The following is a 16605-nucleotide window of genomic DNA, read 5'->3' as shown; positions in this document are numbered from 1 at the left end:
TGCCTACTTTATCCGCAAACTGCGAATTCCTTCCCCAAGAGTCGGTGCAGAAAAAATATATGAACCTGCCACGAGAATACCTGCTCCCGCAGTTACAAGGTTTTGGGCATTAGACGCTGTCACCCCGCCATCCACTTCAATTTGCACAGCGCGTCGCCCAGCGTCGTTTAGCATTTTACGGACATTTGCCACTTTGTGAACACTAGATGAAATAAAGCTCTGACCTCCAAACCCTGGATTCACGCTCATCACTAAAACGAGATCAATATCGTCTAGTACATATTGTAACGCATGCTCCGAAGTCGCAGGATTCAATGCAACGCCAGCTTCCGCCCCAAGATCGCGAATCATCGTCAGCGTGCGTTGCAGATGCTTACATGCTTCTGCATGAACCGTGATCACATCTGCACCTGCTTTGCGATAATCCGCAATCGAACGCTCTGGCTCCTCAATCATTAAATGTACGTCAAGTGGTAGATTCGTATGCTCGCGAATCGCAGCGAGCACAGGGGGACCTATCGTCAAATTTGGGACAAATCGCCCATCCATGACATCTACGTGTATAAGGTCTGCTCCCGCATTGGTCAATTCTTCCACAGCACGACCGAGCGCTGCAAAATCTGCTGATAAAATAGATGGAGCTACTTGCACGAACATTAATATCTCCTCGCTTTAGCTTCCTTTAACTCTGTGAGTAATTGGACGTAGTTGTGATAGCGCGACTCTGCCATCCTGCCGTTTTCAACCGCACGACGCACCGCGCATCCCTCTTCTTCTGTATGCAAACAACCGCGGTATTCGCATGTTGCACGCAAAATGGCAATCTCGCGAAAAAGAACGCCAAGATGACTTGGCTCCAAATGATCAAATGCGTACTGTGAAAATCCTGGCGTATCTGCAATAAAGCCATCTGCATAGGAGTAGAGTTCGACATGTGTCGTCGTATGGCGGCCGCGCTTCGATCGATCGCCAATCTGACCCGTAAGCGCACCAGAACCTGGGATCAAATGCGTTAAGAGAGTCGACTTCCCTACGCCAGACTGCCCAGCTAGTACGGTGATTTTCCCCTGTAAAAAGCCATGCAACGGCATGACGCCCACTTCATGTCGCACATCTAAAGCAAAAATCGGATACTCAAGTTTTTCGTAGATTTTTTGTACCTGCTGTAAAACATCCAAAGCGTGCGGTAAGTCAATCTTTGTAAAGGCAATACCTACTTCAATCTTTGATAAAGCAAGCATTGCTAGCATCTTATCCAGTTGATAGAGTGATAGTTCTGGTTGAACCAGCGCCACCACGAGTAACGCCTGATCGACATTTGCAATCGACGGGCGGACAAGTTCTGAACGACGCGCAAACAAGTCTGTGATCGTTCCCTCCTGTGTCCCCTGTGGTTCAACGCGTACCAGATCACCGACCAAAGGCTTCCACCCACGTTTTTTAAATACACCGCGCGCCTTACACTGTAAATTGCGTCCATCTTCAAGCCGCACAAAATAAAATCCAGAAATCGCTTTAACGATTCTACCTGTCATACTTACCATCCCCATTTCCACTCCTTAACTCGTAGAATGGGGGGAACCATTTCCGTTATCCCCCTTTCCAGAACTCGGTGCTGTATTCGCCGGCGTGGTCGATGATGCGTTGCCAGATGACCCTCCGCCACCACTCGCTGTGACTGTATTGCCATTTACTACATCACTACCGATTAACTGTCCATTTGCATAGACGTCGATCTGAGCAGGGTGCGAAGGTGTTGTCGTCACTTGGACTGCATAAGTTGCCTGCGCAGACGATTGTGAGGTATCCACGGCAGTACGCGTACCAAACACGTCATTTACGACAACCTTCACTGTTGCCGGTAGCGAGGTGCCGGGCGAGAGAGAGACATTTACATTCGCTGTCACAGCCGTTGCACCAGCTGGCTGGCCGCTGCTGACAACAAGATTAACAGCCGATCCTGCCGCCGCTTGTTGACCGGGTTGCGGTGTTTGACTGATCACTTGTCCTGCAGGTACTGTCGCAGACGGGGCGTTTGTCACTTGTCCTACTGAAAAACCATCGGCTTTTAGCATGCTTGAGGCACTGCTTAGAGACTGTCCTTGCACATTCGGTACTGCTGCAGATTGTGCCCCTGAACTAACTACAAGCGTAATCTGCTGCGTGCTGCTTGCAAACGTCGTTCCAGCAACAGGCGTCGTAGACATCACTTGATTCGACGGCACCGTAGAACTCGCCTGGGTTTGAATCACGATATGACCACTTGGCACACCAAGATCAAGCAAGCGTTGCTCCGCCTCACTCTCGGAGTAGCCGACTAATTGCGGCATCGCAATCTGTGCCGTCCCTGCCTTGACAACAAGCGTGATCTCCTGATTCGCTTGTACCATCCCTGAAGTAGGACTTTGTCGTTCCACATCCCCTTGTGCAACTTTTGAAGTCGATTTGGTATCCAACACCTCGCGAATTTTCGCTGGGTCGAACCCATGCGCTACGAGTTCATTGCGCGCTTGCAAATAAGGCATACCTACAACATTTGGCATTTGTACCATGGGTACGCGTAAATACGTGACCACAATATAAATTGCTGCTACTGCAGCGAGCGCGACAAGCGCACCAAACCCAAAAATCCAGGCAAGCGTTACGAGAATTTTGCGTTTTAAAGAACGGGGTGCTTCAGGTTCTTCGATTGCTTCTTCATCGAAAGGTTCCTTCATTGCTCGATCCGCAGCAATAATCGGAATCTGAATTGAGGGACTGTCATCAAAACTCTGTGCCGACGAAATGAATTTGGGCACATCAGGTAACAGTAAGGCTCGCTCCAAATCATCCGCCATTGCGCGAACTGATTGATAGCGCTCGCGCGGATCTTTCATCAACGCGCGCAACACGATATTCTCCACACTTTGTGGGATACGAGGTGAAAGTGCCCGCGGTTCAACAAAAGGTTCTTGCAGATGTTTTAAAGCGATACTAATTGGCGTCTCTCCGGAAAACGGCAACCGCCCTGTCAGCATCTCATATAGGACAATTCCTAATGAATATACATCCGACTTCGCATCCGCAATCGCTCCACGTGCTTGTTCAGGAGAAAAATAGTGCACAGATCCCAAAACCGTAGAACTATTATGTGTAATCGTATTGGTTGACATTGCCCGCGCAATGCCAAAGTCCGTTACTTTTACGCGACCAGACTTACTGATTAAAATATTATGCGGTTTTACATCTCTATGAATAATATGGTGGTCATGCGCGTGTGCAAGTGCTTCGCAAATTTGGCGAGCAATCTCAACCGCCTCTTCTACCGGTAAAGGAGCCCGCTCCTCAATGACCTGTTTGAGCGTTTTACCATCTACATATTCCATGACAATATAGTGAATCTCTCCATCTTGGCCTACGTCATAAATATTGACGACGCTTGGATGGGATAAACTCGCCGCAGCCTGTGCCTCTCGCTTAAAACGGCGCACAAAATCCATATCGAGCGCATATTCAGAGCGCAAGGTCTTAATGGCGACCGGACGGCGCAGCAAAACGTCCATGCCGCGATACACAATCGCCATGCCGCCGCCACCAATCCGCTCCAAAATTTGATAGCGACCGCCAAGAGTGCGTCCGGTCATCCCATAACCTCCTCTTCTAGGCGGCCATCGTGCAACACTGCGACGACTGTGACATTGTCATGCCCACCGTTGTCCAACGCCGCTTGAATCAATTGATCTACTTTCACTTGCAAATCTTCAGCAGTACTTAAAATTGAGCGCAACTGTTCATCTGCGACATGTGTCGTAAGACCGTCTGAGCAAATGAAAAACATGTCGCCTGTCGTCCAAGCCAGGTTGCGACACTCTACAACAACGTCAGGCAATGTCCCAAGTGCGCGTGTTAACAAGTGCCGCTGAGGGTGGCGAATCGCCTCTTGCGGCTGAATTTGACCACGTCGCAAAAGTTCGTTAACGAGCGAATGGTCTTCTGTGAGCTGGCTTAGTTCTCCGTCACCACGCAATAAATAAGCCCGACTATCGCCTACGTGAGCAAGCCAAATGGATTCTCGTTCAAGTAACGCAGCCACAATGGTCGTTCCCATACCCGCATATTTTTCAGTCTGTACAGACTGTTCATACACCCTTTGATTGGCACTTAGAATTGCCTGTTGCAAACGCGTCTCTTGATCATTTTCTACTCCCTGTTGCATCACTTCACGAATCGTTTGCAAGGCAAGTGCGCTTGCCACTTCGCCCGCAACGTGACCTCCCATTCCGTCAGCGACGCAAACAAGGTAATCTTTTCCCTGCTCGCTTAAAATTAAGTAGCCATCTTGGTTGACTTTACGTACAAGCCCCACATGGGATGCTGCCGCAAACTGCATGCCCCTCACTCCCTAGACTCTCTCCCGAGAATGCTCGGCGCGCAACTGTCCGCATGCAGCGGCGATGTCGCCACCCATTTCCCGACGAATCGTTGCGTTGATGCCGAGATGTTGTAGTTCTTGAACAAACGCCTGAATCTGGTTTTTTGAAGTCCTTGTCAAGTTTCGTTCGGGAACGTAGTTGACTGGAATCAGATTGACGTGACACGGCAAAGATTGGAGTAAATGAGCCAATTTGCGCGCATCTTCCAAATGGTCATTATGGTCGCGAATCAACGCATATTCAAACGTCAACCGCCGCCCCGTCTGTTCAAAATAGTAACGGCATGCATTTAAAAGTTGTTCGATATCGTACGCCTTGTTTACCGGCATCATGCGTTGACGCGTCTCGTCATCTCCCGCATGCAGAGAAATAGCTAGAGTAATGCCGCGTTTCTCATCAGCCAAGCGATAAATGGCAGGGACTAATCCTACTGTGGAAACCGTAATATGTCGTTGCCCGATGCGCAAACCTTCTGGTTCCGTGATAATGTCAATAAATTTCATCGATGCATCATAATTGTCAAGCGGTTCACCTGAACCCATCAAAACGACACTTGAGACGCGCTCATGCGTTTTATCTAATAACCGTTGACACCACATGACCTGTTCCACGATCTCACTCGCTTCAAGATTGCGAATCAATCCACCTAGCGTTGACGCGCAAAATTTGCACCCCATCTTACATCCTACTTGCGTTGAAACGCACACGCTGTTCCCATAATCGTGCCGCATGATGACTGTCTCAATCGTAGATCCATCTTGCAAAGCAAATAAAAACTTAATTGTTCCATCTTTTGCCACTTGACGTGTCACTTCTTGCAGTGTCAAAAGCACAGTCGACTCTTCAAGACGATCGCGCAGCGCCTTTGGTAAATCGGTCATTTGCTCCACGCGTTCGACGCGCTTTTGATAGAGCCATTTATAAATCTGCACCGCGCGATATTTAGGTTGACCTTGGGACTTTAACCACTCTTCAAGTTCCGTCAAAGTCATACCATATAAAGAGCGCGTCAACTCCATTCCTCCTTTGCCAGACAACTGCTAGCTCTTTTTCTCTTACTGAATCAATCAACGCGTCTCATCTTTGCAAAGAAAAATCCATCAGTACCCAATTCCTGTGGAAGCAGATACGCCATTCCTGCTTCAAGAGGCTTCGCTTGCATGATCTGGCAAAGCGTATCAGAAACAAGCTCAAAGTGTAGCGGTTCTAATTGAAAATTTGAATGACGGCGTAAAAACTCACGAATCTGCAGCTCATTTTCACGTGCTGACAATGTACATGTAGTATATATCAATAAACCGCCGATTTGCACTCGCTGTGCCAAGGCATCGAGTAGTTGCGATTGCAACTCGGCAAGTTGCTCGATATCACTTGGCAGCACACGCCACTTAATGTCTGGTTTACGAGCAATCGTGCCAAGTCCGGAACAAGGCGCATCAAGCAAAATTGCGTCAAATGATCCTGAGATCGCAATCGCGCGCGCATCGCTAGCAAATGCTTGTATAGATGAAAGATGCAGCCGCTTTGCTTGCTGCAAAATCGTTTGCACGCGATGTGGATGAAGATCCACGGCAACCACTTCTGCTTGATCGTGTGCAAGTTCAGCGATGTGTAACGCTTTTCCACCTGGTGCTGCACATGCATCGAGAACGCGCTTTCCCCGCATATCCCCAAATAGCGGTGCAACGAGCATTGAACTTTCCCCTTGTAAGGTATACATCCCCTCTTTATACGCGGCAAGTGCGGTTGGATTTACTTTGGCAGGCAGGCGTATGCCATAAGGAGAAACAGGAGATCGTTGCGCTAAAACACCCTCCTCCTGCAAGGCCTGAATCACTTCAGATGGAGTATAGCGAGTTGTATTAACACGCGCAGTACGGGCAACTTTTTGATTTAACGCTTCCATGATCTCACAAGCCGTCTCGTCGCAAAACTGACGCGTAAAATGATCGACGAGCCAATCAGGAAAAGAGAGATAGACTCCTCGCTGCTTTTGAGCCAACTGTGTACAATCTCCCTCTTTTGCTGCGCTCTCCTTGTGCGGTGTCCGTGTGGCAGATCGCAAAACCCCATTCACAAAGCCACTTGCACGAAAGGCCACTTGCTTTGTCAGTTCTACAGCATCTGACAAGATCGCATAAGATGGAACGCGCGAAAAAAAGCGCAATTGATAGAGACTCATCCGCAAAATTACGAGCACTTGGAAATCCATCTTTTGTACTGCGACTTTACTGTGTAAAGCGATCTCGTGATCGAGCAAACGCTGCCAGGTTAACACGCCATACACAATTTCACTAGCAAGTGCTGCATCGTTTGGAGTAGGGTGTTCACGATCCAAAACCTCATGCAAAATTACATGGGCATACGCACCTTGCTTTGCAATCGCCCACAGCACATCATACGCCATAAGCCGTGCCTTTGCGATCCGCCCGCTCATCGCTTGAAGCACCGCAACCCAGCGATTGAGCGCAGACCACGCACAAACTCGCCTGCCGGTTGCACCTTTTTGCCCTCTAACTGGACTTCAAGCGCACGAATAGCGCCTTGTTGACAGGCGATGAGCAGGCCCTCTTGATCAGCGCCAACAATTTCCCCTGGATACGCCGAACCACGCCAATCATGGAGTGCCTGCGCGCGCATGATTTTGAATAACTTGTCATTCAGATAGGTAAAAACTCCTGGTGCAGGTGAAAAAGCGCGGATGTGATTGTACACTTCATAAGATGACTGCGCAAAGTCGACTTGCTCATCTGCACGTGCGAGCATTGGCGCATAGGTGGCACTTGCCTCATCTTGAGGCTGCGCAATCAATTCACCGCGCAAGATGCGAGGCAAAGTGTTGATAAGCAGGGTGGCACCTTGATGCGAAAGTTCGTCATGTAACTCACCATACGTCATATCTGGATGCATTGGCACAGCAACCGATGCCCACATCGGACCTGCATCTAGCTCTTTGACCATCGTCATAAGTGTGATGCCAGTTTCCCTTTCCCCATTCATTAGTGCCCACTGTATCGGTGCGGCGCCCCTGTATTTAGGCAGGAGGGAAGCATGCACATTTAGAGCTTGAAGTGGGACACTCGCCAGTAAGTCAGGGGGTAAGATTTGACCGTACGCCACAGTAACAATCATCTCTGGCTGCCACTTTGCAATCACCTCAAGTGATTCGGAACGACGGATGCGCTCCGGTTGGAAAACAGCGAGACCGTGCGCAAGAGCCGCTACCTTTATGGGCGGCGGAGTTAACATGCGCTTGCGTCCAACAGGTCGATCAGGTTGTGTCACAACCCCTGCCACAGGATACTGATGTTCTAAAAGTGCTAACAAAATCGGGACCGCAAACTGCGGCGTCCCCATAAATAGAATCCTCGGTTTATCACTCTGCACGCTGAAACCTCCATCTGCGCTGTCTGTCTGACACGCATTGTAAAGCACACGCGATCATGTCACGCCTCTACTAAAATAACATTTGCGCATTCACATCTACAGTAATCACGACGCCTGATTTAGCCTTGGCAAGCATCTTGCGATAAACACGTGTAATGGCTTCTTTGACACGCGCAAATGAAGTGTAGAGTACCATCACTTGGTAGCGATACACTCCGCGCAAGCGCGGAATCGAGGCCGGAACGGCCGCTAAGATACGCACTTCATTGCGCCCAAAAAGTTCATTTTGCAACTCTTCGTAAAGTAAATATGCGATGTTATACGCTACCTGCTCGGACGCGTGTGCAATTAAAAATTGGGTGATTTCTGTATAAGGTGGATATTGCATGGCCTTACGCACAGCCATCTCGGTTTGATAAAACTGGTCATAATCTTGTTTTTTCGCTGCGCAAATTGCGTAGTGCTCAGGAGAGAACGTCTGAACAATCATCCGACCTGGCATTTCATGGCGTCCCGCTCTCCCCCCCACCTGTACAAGCAATTGGAACGTGCGCTCTGCAGAACGAAAATCTGGGAGATGCAAAGAAATGTCGGCGGCAACAACGCCGACAAGTGTAACACGAGCGAAATCCAGCCCCTTTGCAATCATCTGTGTGCCTAAGAGCACGTCCGCTTCATTGCGTTCAAACTCGCCTAGCATCTGTTCATGGGCACCCTTTTTCCCCGTCGTATCCACATCCATCCGAATCACGCGAATACCAGGAAATTGCTCGAATAGAGCTTGCTCAATTTTTTGTGTTCCTGCGCCAAATTGCCTGATCCGTTCACTCCCGCAACTCGCACACACTTCGCGCAGGGGCTCTGTATGCCCGCAAAAATGACAGCGCAACAGCGACGATCCCCCTACTTTATGCAATGTGAGTGAAATATCACAATCCGGACAGGTCGCTGCCTCACCACAATCACGACACAAAAGAATCGTCGTATATCCGCGGCGATTCAAAAATAAAATTGCTTGCTCTCCTTTTGCTAAAACTTCCTGCAAAGCATGAGTCAATGCTTGACTAAACAGCGAGTGATGTCCTTTTCGAAACTCTTCGCGCATATCGACGATTTGCACATCTGCCAAGGCGCGCTCTCCGATGCGCTGTGGTAGCGAGAGCAGTGTATAACGCCCGCGCTCTACGCGGTACATAGTTTCTAAAGAAGGGGTTGCACTGCCGAGGATGACGACAGCTTGGTGATATTTTGCACGCCACTCGGCGACTTCTCGAACGACATAGCGCGGTTCCGTTTCTTGTTTATATGTCTGCTCATGCTCTTCGTCAATCACAATCAATCCTATTTTACGCAGCGGTGCAAAGATTGCTGAACGCGCTCCCACGACAACATCTGCTTCTTGCCGTAAGATGCGATACCACTCTTCGTACTTCTCGCGATCTGTCAGGCGGCTGTGTAAAACGGCTACGCGCGCGCCAAACCGCCTTTGAAAACGCGCCATCATCTGGGTTGTGAGCGCAATTTCTGGAACGAGCATCATCGCTGTTTTCCCTGCTCGAAGCGCATACTCGATCGCTTGTAAGTAGACTTCTGTCTTCCCGCTTCCTGTAACACCATGCAAGACAAACGTTTGAGACACCTGTTGATCAAGCGCTTTGCACACCTCGCGGTATGCAATCTCTTGTGCCAGAGATAATGCCAGTGGCACTTCGAGTTCAAATGCTTGCTCTCCCTGCTTGCCTTCAGCAATGACACGGCGTTTTCCCAGCCGCGAGCGATGGGAAACGTCTAAGCGCAACACATTTTGTTGCAACCATGTGTCAAGCTGTCGTTTATTAATCGCAAACTGATCTACAAGTGTCTTTTTTGTAGCTCCCTTATAACGTTTTAAATACGCAACAAGTGCTACGCCAAGTTCTGCTTCTGTTGCAAACTCTCCTAAAACATAGCGCGCAGACGTTTTCACCCGCGTAACAGGTGGTAAGATTGTCTGTAGTGCGGCACCCCACGTACACAAGTAACGATCTTTAAGAAAACGCATCATCTCGATCATCTCAGGTTCCAGCGAGGGCGTCTGATCTGTCATCAAACGTAATAGAGGGCGCAACTCACGCTGCGCAGCCTGCTTCTCACTTTCTAATGCCAGTATGTAGCCAGTGACTACACGAGTTCCAAACGGCACTTCAACACAATCGCCAACTTGTACTTGCAATTCTTCTGGAATCAGGTAATCATATAGCCGATCCACTGGCTTTGCGCGCAGTTCTATCGCGACTTTGGCAATCATAAAGATGCATCCTCTGATTGTGAATGCTCCCTATTTCGTATTACCTTCCCCTTTTTTTGCTCTGCTATAGCAAGTAAAATGTCTCGCGCAACATCCAGTTTCGGAGCAAGTGGGAGCTGTTGCACAGATCCATCCGGGTAATAGAGCGACACTCGATTTGTCGTTGTGCCAAAACCCGCACCCGGCTCCAGCACATCATTTAAAACGAGCAAATCCAGTCCTTTTTCCTCCAGTTTTTTTCGTGCATAATAATCCGGATTATGTGTCTCAGCAGCAAATCCGACAACAAAGCAAGCAGCATTTCGCCGCTCTTTGATCGCTTTTAAAATGTCTGGGTTCTGTGCAAGTGTCAAATGCAAAAGCGCATCATCTTGCTTTTTTAGTTTTTTGTCGGATTCGAACTCAGGTCGGTAATCAGCAACTGCCGCTGCCTTGATGACGATTGTAGACATGGGCAAGTGACTCATCACAGCATTGTACATTTCCGCTGCAGACGTGACAAATATGCGTTCTACTCCCATGAGTGGCGGCTTGTCAACCGGACCTGAGATCAGAGTGACCTGCGCCCCCATCCGCCATGCCATTTGCGCGAGTGCGTATCCCATTGTCCCTGTCGAATCATTTGTCAGATAGCGTACAGGATCAATGCGTTCGCGTGTAGGACCAGCCGTGACAAGCACGTGTTCCCCAAGCAAAGGCTTGTCCGTGAGCACCATCTCAATATATTCTAAGAGTTCATCGGGTTCCATTAATCGTCCTTTGCCGTTATATCCACACGCAAGGGGGCCAACACCAGGCTCTGCAATCTTGTAGCCAGCTTCCACGAGCAGTTCGATATTTTTCTTCACAATGCGATTTTCGTACATATGCACATTCATCGCTGGAGCAACAACCACAGGGGCGCGCGTTGCGAGCAATAACGCCGTGAGCATGTCATCGCCAAAACCATGTGCAATGCGCGCAATCGCATCTGCCGTAGCAGGTGCTACGACGATGACATCCGCTTCATCCGCGAGTTCGATGTGAGTAATTCGAGCTGGATTTCGCTCTTCAAATACATCCACATACACTGGTTGACGAGTCAGACTCTGCAGCGTGAGCGGCGTGATAAATTGGGTGGCCCCGCGAGTCATCACGGTTGTCACTTGCGCCCCACGCTTTGTGAGCGCACTTGCCAAAATCGCCGCTTTATAAGCGGCGATTCCTCCTGTAATCCCAAGGACAATACGTTTTCCTTCCATTACTTGATGCCTTCTCGCGTTCGAATATACGTAATCGATTGATTTTCTAATTCACGCAACGCGACACTCACAAATTTTCCCGACTTTGCTGTGGCGTGTGGTCGTGCGCCCTCTTGTAGCATTCGTGCGCGTTTTGAAGACGCAATCACAAGCGTATACTTACTGTCAACAAGTTCAATCAACTTATCAATAGACGGATAGAGAATCATCGAATGTACCTACTCCTCTTCTTCATCTGATGGGGTGTCTTTGGACTGATTAGACAAGCGATTAGCCACTGTCTCCGGCTGTACGGCACACAAGATGACATGTTCACTGTCGCAGATAATCACCGCACGCGTTCGCCGTCCATAAGTTGCATCAATCAATTTGCCTCGATCTTTTGCATCTTGAATCAGTCGTTTCACTGGCGCCGATTCCGGGCCAACAATCGAGATGATGCGGTTTGCTGAAACAATACTGCCAAACCCGATATTGATCAAGCGTACACTCACAGCTTCTCCCCCTCATGCGGGCGCCAAACAGCCAAGCTGTACTACTCGGCATTTTGCACTTGCTCGCGCATCTGCTCAATCCCGTGTTTTGCGAGCAAAACAGCATCAGTCATCGCGAGATCAGCACATTTTGACCCGATCGTGTTCACTTCCCGATTCATTTCCTGCAATAAAAAATCGAGACGACGCCCCACCGCAAGTTCTTGGCTCTCAACCAGCTTACGAAACTGCATGATATGACTTTTTAGCCGTTCAATTTCTTCTTCAACAGAAGTGCGCTCCGCCGCAATCGCTACTTCAAGAGCTACCCGCGTAGCATCTACTTCACCCTGCAGCAACTGTCGCAATCGCTCCAGCAATTTATCGCGCAGCAATTGAACCGTTTGCGGCGCTCTTTGCTCCATCAACAAGACTACACGCGAAAGCTCCTGCAATCGTTGCTCTAAGTGTTGTGTCAAATGCTTCCCTTCCGCTTGACGAATCCCGAGCAGTTGCGAAAGAGCCGTTTTGACAGTCGCAAACAGCGGCTCCTCAACTTCTTGGACGGACAAAAGATCGTCTTCCCGCGTCCGAAAGAGTCCTGGAATTGCGAGTAAATCACCGATGCTCGGCGGTTCAAAGTCTACTTCACTTGCAACACTCACCTCGTGAATCAAACGCAACGCCCGCGCCAATAAATCACGATCAACTTCCACTCCGATTGCATTTGCTGCAGCAGATGTCGTCACCGTAATATAAACCTCTACGCGACCCCGGGCAATCTCTGCTTGCACCAGCTTGCGTACGCGTTCTTCAAGCTCCATCCATTCACGCGGCAGGCGAACTACGACTTCGGCAAAGCGGTGATTGACAGACCGCATCTCAACTAGCAATTTATGAGTCGGTAGCGCAGTCTGCGCACGACCATACCCTGTCATACTGACAATCAGATACATCCCTCCGAGTTTCCGGCACTTGTATTGTAGCGCAGGGCAGTTCTACATGACAAGAGCAGGAAAAACGGCCTTTACCGTACGCGCGGCGCCAAACTGCGCGATGAGAAGGTTTTTTTGCGCAATGACAAAGCAAGACTAGGGACAAGGGCTGCCACGACAATTGCCAACCACGCGCCAAGCGGTAATTGAACTGTGTGAAAGATACTTTGTAATGACGGAACATAAATCACGATGAGAAGTAAGACAAGGGAACTCGCGACTGCCCCGACAAGCCACCAGTTTTCAAAAAGATGAAGATAAAACTTACTATCATCTCCGCTATGGCAGGCAAATACATGGATCAACTGGGCGATTACGAGTGTAGCAAACGCCATTGTCTGTGCAGTTTGTAAACTCGTGTGATACAGTGAAAGTGCCCCATAGAAAACGAGAAGCGTCATCACGCCGATTAAAAATCCCCGGACAATAATTTTGCGTCCCAAGCCACGTGCAAAGATCCCTTCGCGTACACTTCGTGGCGGTCGTTCCATGCTGCCCGCCTCAGGGGCGTCAAGCCCAAGAGCAATCGCTGGCAGACCATCAGTTACTAAATTAACCCACAAAATTTGGATGGGCAATAAAGGCAATGGAAGACCGCCAACCATAGCAAGAAACATTGTGATCATTTCCCCTACATTAGACGTTAGGAGATAGCGAATAAATTTCCTTATATTATCATAAATCGCACGTCCCTCTTCAATTGCGGCTGCAATTGTAGCAAAATGATCATCAGCTAAAATGAGCGCCGATGCATCCTTCGCCACATCAGTTCCCGATTTCCCCATAGCAATCCCAATATCAGACGCTTTAATTGCAGGCGCATCATTGACGCCATCTCCAGTCATTGCAACGACATGTCCGTTTTTCTGTAAAGCCTTTACGATTCGCAATTTATGTAAAGGCGATACACGTGCAAATACATACACATCGTCCACTTTATCTTCTAACGCGCGATCACTCAGACGATCGAGTTCTGTACCCGTCATCACGAGACCATGGCGCGGTAAGAGTCCGAGATTGCGCGCGATCGCTTCCGCCGTCAGCTGATGGTCACCCGTGACCATCACTGTGCGGATCCCCGCACGTTTACATGTCTGAATCGCCTCTGGTACAGACTGGCGAGGCGGGTCAATCATCCCAACGACTCCGATAAAAATCAGATCGCGCTCCGCGGCTTCCACAGACAGCGGCAGCGCTTGAAAGTTGCGATACGCAAAACCTAGCGTCCGCATTGCGCGCCCAGCCATATGAGTAAGTGCTTGCAGCACTTCTTGGCGCTTTTGTTCATTTAATCGACTGACTTCGATTCCAGACTGTATAAACGCACACTGACTCAAAAGCAGATCTGGTGCACCCTTCACAAACGCGGTGTACCCTCCGTCCTTGTTTTTAATAAGCACGGTCATCCGCTTGCGCGTAGAATCAAAGGGAAACTCCTTTACTCGTTCTGCAGGTGTAGTCTGCTGTGCCTTTTGTGCCAACACCAAAAGTGCAGCTTCCGTTGGATCACCTAAAACGATTTGTTTATCTGACTCAGTGACCAAATGTGCATGATTGCATGTTAACCCGATATCAATCAACTTTTTTAGATTCGGCGGCAATATAGCAAGGGGTTTCCCACGCAAAAGTAGTTGACCTTTTGCTTCATACCCATCGCCCTCGACTTCGATCGTCTGTCCATCAACGTATATTTCTTTTACCGTCATTTCATTTTGCGTCAATGTCCCTGTCTTATCGGAACAAATAACTGTCGCACAGCCGAGTGTCTCAACGGATGGCAGTTTGCGCACGATGGCGTTGCGTTTGATCATTCGCTGAACACCAAGCGCCAAAGCAATCGTCACAATTGCCGGCAATCCTTCGGGTATGGCAGCTACAGCTAAACTGACACCCGCGAGAAACATCTCATATAATTCATGCCCATGAAATACACCAGCAATTACAACAATGACTGTAATCGCCAGTGAAACGTAGACAAGTACATGCCCAAGTTGATTTAAGCGTTGCTCAAGCGGTGTCATCCCCTCTTCACTCGATTGGATGAGATCCGCGATCTTTCCCATCTCCGTAGACATGCCCGTCTCTACGATGATCGCCTGACCCACCCCACGTGTTGCCACCGTCCCCATATACAACATATTGAAGCGATCGCCAAGTGGGGCTTCTGGATCATTTACAGGTGTCACCTGCTTACTGACTGGGAGTGATTCCCCAGTCAATGAAGACTCTACAGTCTCCAGTTCTTCAGCACTCAAAAGTCGTGCATCAGCTGGAATTCGATCGCCCGCCTCAATGCCAATAATATCGCCCGGAACGAGTTCGCGCGCAAGCACTTCTCGCCACTCTTGCGAACGCAAAACTTTGGCTGTCGGTGCGGTCAATTCTTTTAAAGAGGCAAGTGAACGCTCTGCGCGCACTTGCTGAAAAAAACCTAAAATTGCATTTGCGACTATAATTACAATAATCGTAATCGCATCTGTAAATTCTCCTAGCAAACCAGAAATTAAAGTGGCAATCAACAGGACAATCACCATAAAATTGCGAAACTGATCAAAAAACGTGCTAATCAGTGAAACGCGCGCACGTTCTTGCAATTGATTGTCTCCATAAACTAGACGCCGTTCTTGCGCCTCCGCCTCCGTCAAACCTTCCCTTCGTCCATCTAAAGTGATGAATACCTCATCTATCGATTTGGTGTGCCACAATTCGGCATGCATCAAGCGAATGCACCATCCTTACACATTTTGCGCTATTACTACTTCCTATGCGCGAATGCGGACAAACAGTACCGCCAGAACAAGATGCCGCCCAAATTGAATTGCACGCGTACTCTAGCCGTCTGTTATACTGAGCATACTGTACTCAATCAGGGGTGAAGCCACGTGCGAAAAGTCGCACTAGTCACTGCCAGCGCAAGCGGCCTTGCTGTCGCATTTGCTCGCCAACTGGCACATGATGGGTTTAATCTCATCCTCAATTACCGCAAAAATAAAACGGCCTGTGAAGAACTTGCTCTGTCCCTGCAAGCGCAATATGGCATAGATATTCTCGTCGAAAAAGCAGATATGACCAAGCAAGCAGAGATTGAAGCGATGATCACAGCCGGTAAGCAGCGCTTTGACCGCTTGGATGTGCTGATTCACAGTGCTGGACCTTTTATCTTTCGACGCAAACGCCTGACAGAGTATACGGATGAAGAATGGAATGAAATGATTCACGGCAACTTAACGTCCGCATTCTACTTATTTCGCCAAGTCATTCCCCTGATGCGCCCAAAAGGATTTGGCCGCATCGTAACGGTTGGATTTGACCGTGTAGAACAAGCCCCCGGTTGGGGATATCGCTCTGCCTATGCAGCAGCCAAAGTGGGGCTCGCTTCACTTACCCGCACGGTAGCCATCGAGGAGCGTGAAAACGGCATTACAGCAAATATGATCTGTCCAGGTGACATCCGCGGCTCGCTAAAAGAAGCGCCCTTCCCTTCAGATCCCACAGTGGGAATACGCACACCTGTTGGAGGAGATCTTGCGCAAGTGATCTCCTTTTTAGTAAAACCAGAAGCGCAGTTTGTCACAGGGAATATTCTCTCATTGACAAACGGCGCAGATGTACTCAGCCATTATGACGCTGGTAAGGCCGAGCTTTTTGACCCAAAGAAATTTGAAATCGGTGCATTTGTACACGTACTCCCTTGGAATGAACAAGCCACTGTGATCGATCGCCTTGATCGGCCCAATCAGCGCTCTCTCTACACCGTGCAAGCAGGGAATCGAGTCGCTCAATTTACAGTGGATCAACTAGAGGAGTGAA

The 16605-nt window shown here is 49.1% G+C and carries 14 protein-coding genes; 1 reads left to right on the top strand and 13 read right to left on the bottom strand.

Features of this window, described 5'->3' with window-relative positions; all coding sequences use genetic code 11:
* Positions 1-3: 3 nt before the first annotated feature.
* The 13 genes from rpe to BM613_RS09075 all read right to left on the bottom strand — a co-directional run bounded on the left by rpe (position 4) and on the right by BM613_RS09075 (position 15512).
* Positions 4-657 (bottom strand): ribulose-phosphate 3-epimerase, encoded by a 654-nt coding sequence (rpe, locus tag BM613_RS09135; protein WP_109430870.1) that lies wholly within the window; start codon positions 655-657, stop codon positions 4-6.
* Positions 657-1550 carry a ribosome small subunit-dependent GTPase A gene (gene rsgA, locus BM613_RS09130; RefSeq protein WP_109430869.1) on the bottom strand — a complete coding sequence of 298 codons (894 nt, stop codon included), beginning with the start codon at positions 1548-1550 and terminating at the stop codon, positions 657-659. Before rsgA ends, rpe begins: the two co-directional genes overlap by 1 nt.
* Before the next feature lie 9 nt (positions 1551-1559).
* Entirely contained in the window at positions 1560-3623 is a 2064-nt protein-coding gene (gene pknB / locus BM613_RS09125) for a Stk1 family PASTA domain-containing Ser/Thr kinase (protein WP_109430868.1), read from the bottom strand.
* Entirely contained in the window at positions 3620-4369 is a 750-nt protein-coding gene (locus tag BM613_RS09120; RefSeq protein ID WP_109430867.1) for a Stp1/IreP family PP2C-type Ser/Thr phosphatase, read from the bottom strand. Before BM613_RS09120 ends, pknB begins: the two co-directional genes overlap by 4 nt.
* A gap of 12 nt (positions 4370-4381) precedes the next feature.
* Complete coding sequence (rlmN, locus tag BM613_RS09115) at positions 4382-5431, bottom strand: dual-specificity RNA methyltransferase RlmN (protein WP_109430866.1); 1050 nt, start codon at positions 5429-5431, stop codon at positions 4382-4384.
* Between the two features lie 44 nt (positions 5432-5475).
* Entirely contained in the window at positions 5476-6861 is a 1386-nt protein-coding gene (gene rsmB, locus BM613_RS09110; RefSeq protein WP_181363007.1) for a 16S rRNA (cytosine(967)-C(5))-methyltransferase RsmB, read from the bottom strand.
* Entirely contained in the window at positions 6846-7799 is a 954-nt protein-coding gene (gene fmt, locus BM613_RS09105; RefSeq protein WP_245926326.1) for a methionyl-tRNA formyltransferase, read from the bottom strand. The genes rsmB and fmt overlap by 16 nt, the downstream gene beginning before the upstream one ends.
* Positions 7800-7869: 70 nt before the next feature.
* Positions 7870-10086, bottom strand: a complete 2217-nt coding sequence (gene priA, locus BM613_RS09100) for a replication restart helicase PriA (RefSeq protein ID WP_109430864.1) — start codon at positions 10084-10086, stop codon at positions 7870-7872.
* Positions 10083-11327 (bottom strand): bifunctional phosphopantothenoylcysteine decarboxylase/phosphopantothenate--cysteine ligase CoaBC, encoded by a 1245-nt coding sequence (gene coaBC / locus BM613_RS09095; RefSeq protein WP_109430863.1) that lies wholly within the window; start codon positions 11325-11327, stop codon positions 10083-10085. Before coaBC ends, priA begins: the two co-directional genes overlap by 4 nt.
* Positions 11327-11536 carry a DNA-directed RNA polymerase subunit omega gene (gene rpoZ, locus BM613_RS09090; protein ID WP_109430862.1) on the bottom strand — a complete coding sequence of 70 codons (210 nt, stop codon included), beginning with the start codon at positions 11534-11536 and terminating at the stop codon, positions 11327-11329. Before rpoZ ends, coaBC begins: the two co-directional genes overlap by 1 nt.
* Positions 11537-11545: 9 nt before the next feature.
* The gene (remA, locus tag BM613_RS09085; RefSeq protein ID WP_109430861.1) at positions 11546-11821 is read right to left on the bottom strand and encodes an extracellular matrix/biofilm regulator RemA; all 276 of its coding nucleotides are present in this window, start codon (positions 11819-11821) and stop codon (positions 11546-11548) included.
* A gap of 41 nt (positions 11822-11862) precedes the next feature.
* Positions 11863-12756: a YicC/YloC family endoribonuclease gene (locus BM613_RS09080; protein ID WP_109430860.1), complete on the bottom strand. Its 894-nt coding sequence runs from the start codon at positions 12754-12756 to the stop codon at positions 11863-11865.
* A gap of 71 nt (positions 12757-12827) precedes the next feature.
* Positions 12828-15512: a calcium-translocating P-type ATPase, SERCA-type gene (locus BM613_RS09075; protein ID WP_109430902.1), complete on the bottom strand. Its 2685-nt coding sequence runs from the start codon at positions 15510-15512 to the stop codon at positions 12828-12830.
* Between the two features lie 165 nt (positions 15513-15677).
* Here BM613_RS09075 and BM613_RS09070 point away from each other — a divergent pair, with 165 nt between their 5' ends.
* Entirely contained in the window at positions 15678-16604 is a 927-nt protein-coding gene (locus BM613_RS09070) for an SDR family oxidoreductase (protein ID WP_109430859.1), read from the top strand.
* Position 16605 lies beyond the last annotated feature (1 nt).

This window comes from Sulfoacidibacillus thermotolerans (assembly GCF_003144315.1).
GTDB classification, from domain to species: domain Bacteria; phylum Bacillota; class Bacilli; order Alicyclobacillales; family SLC66; genus Sulfoacidibacillus; species Sulfoacidibacillus thermotolerans.
Note: the sequence above shows the minus strand (reverse complement) of the source record. Positions and strands in the feature narration are given on the sequence as shown.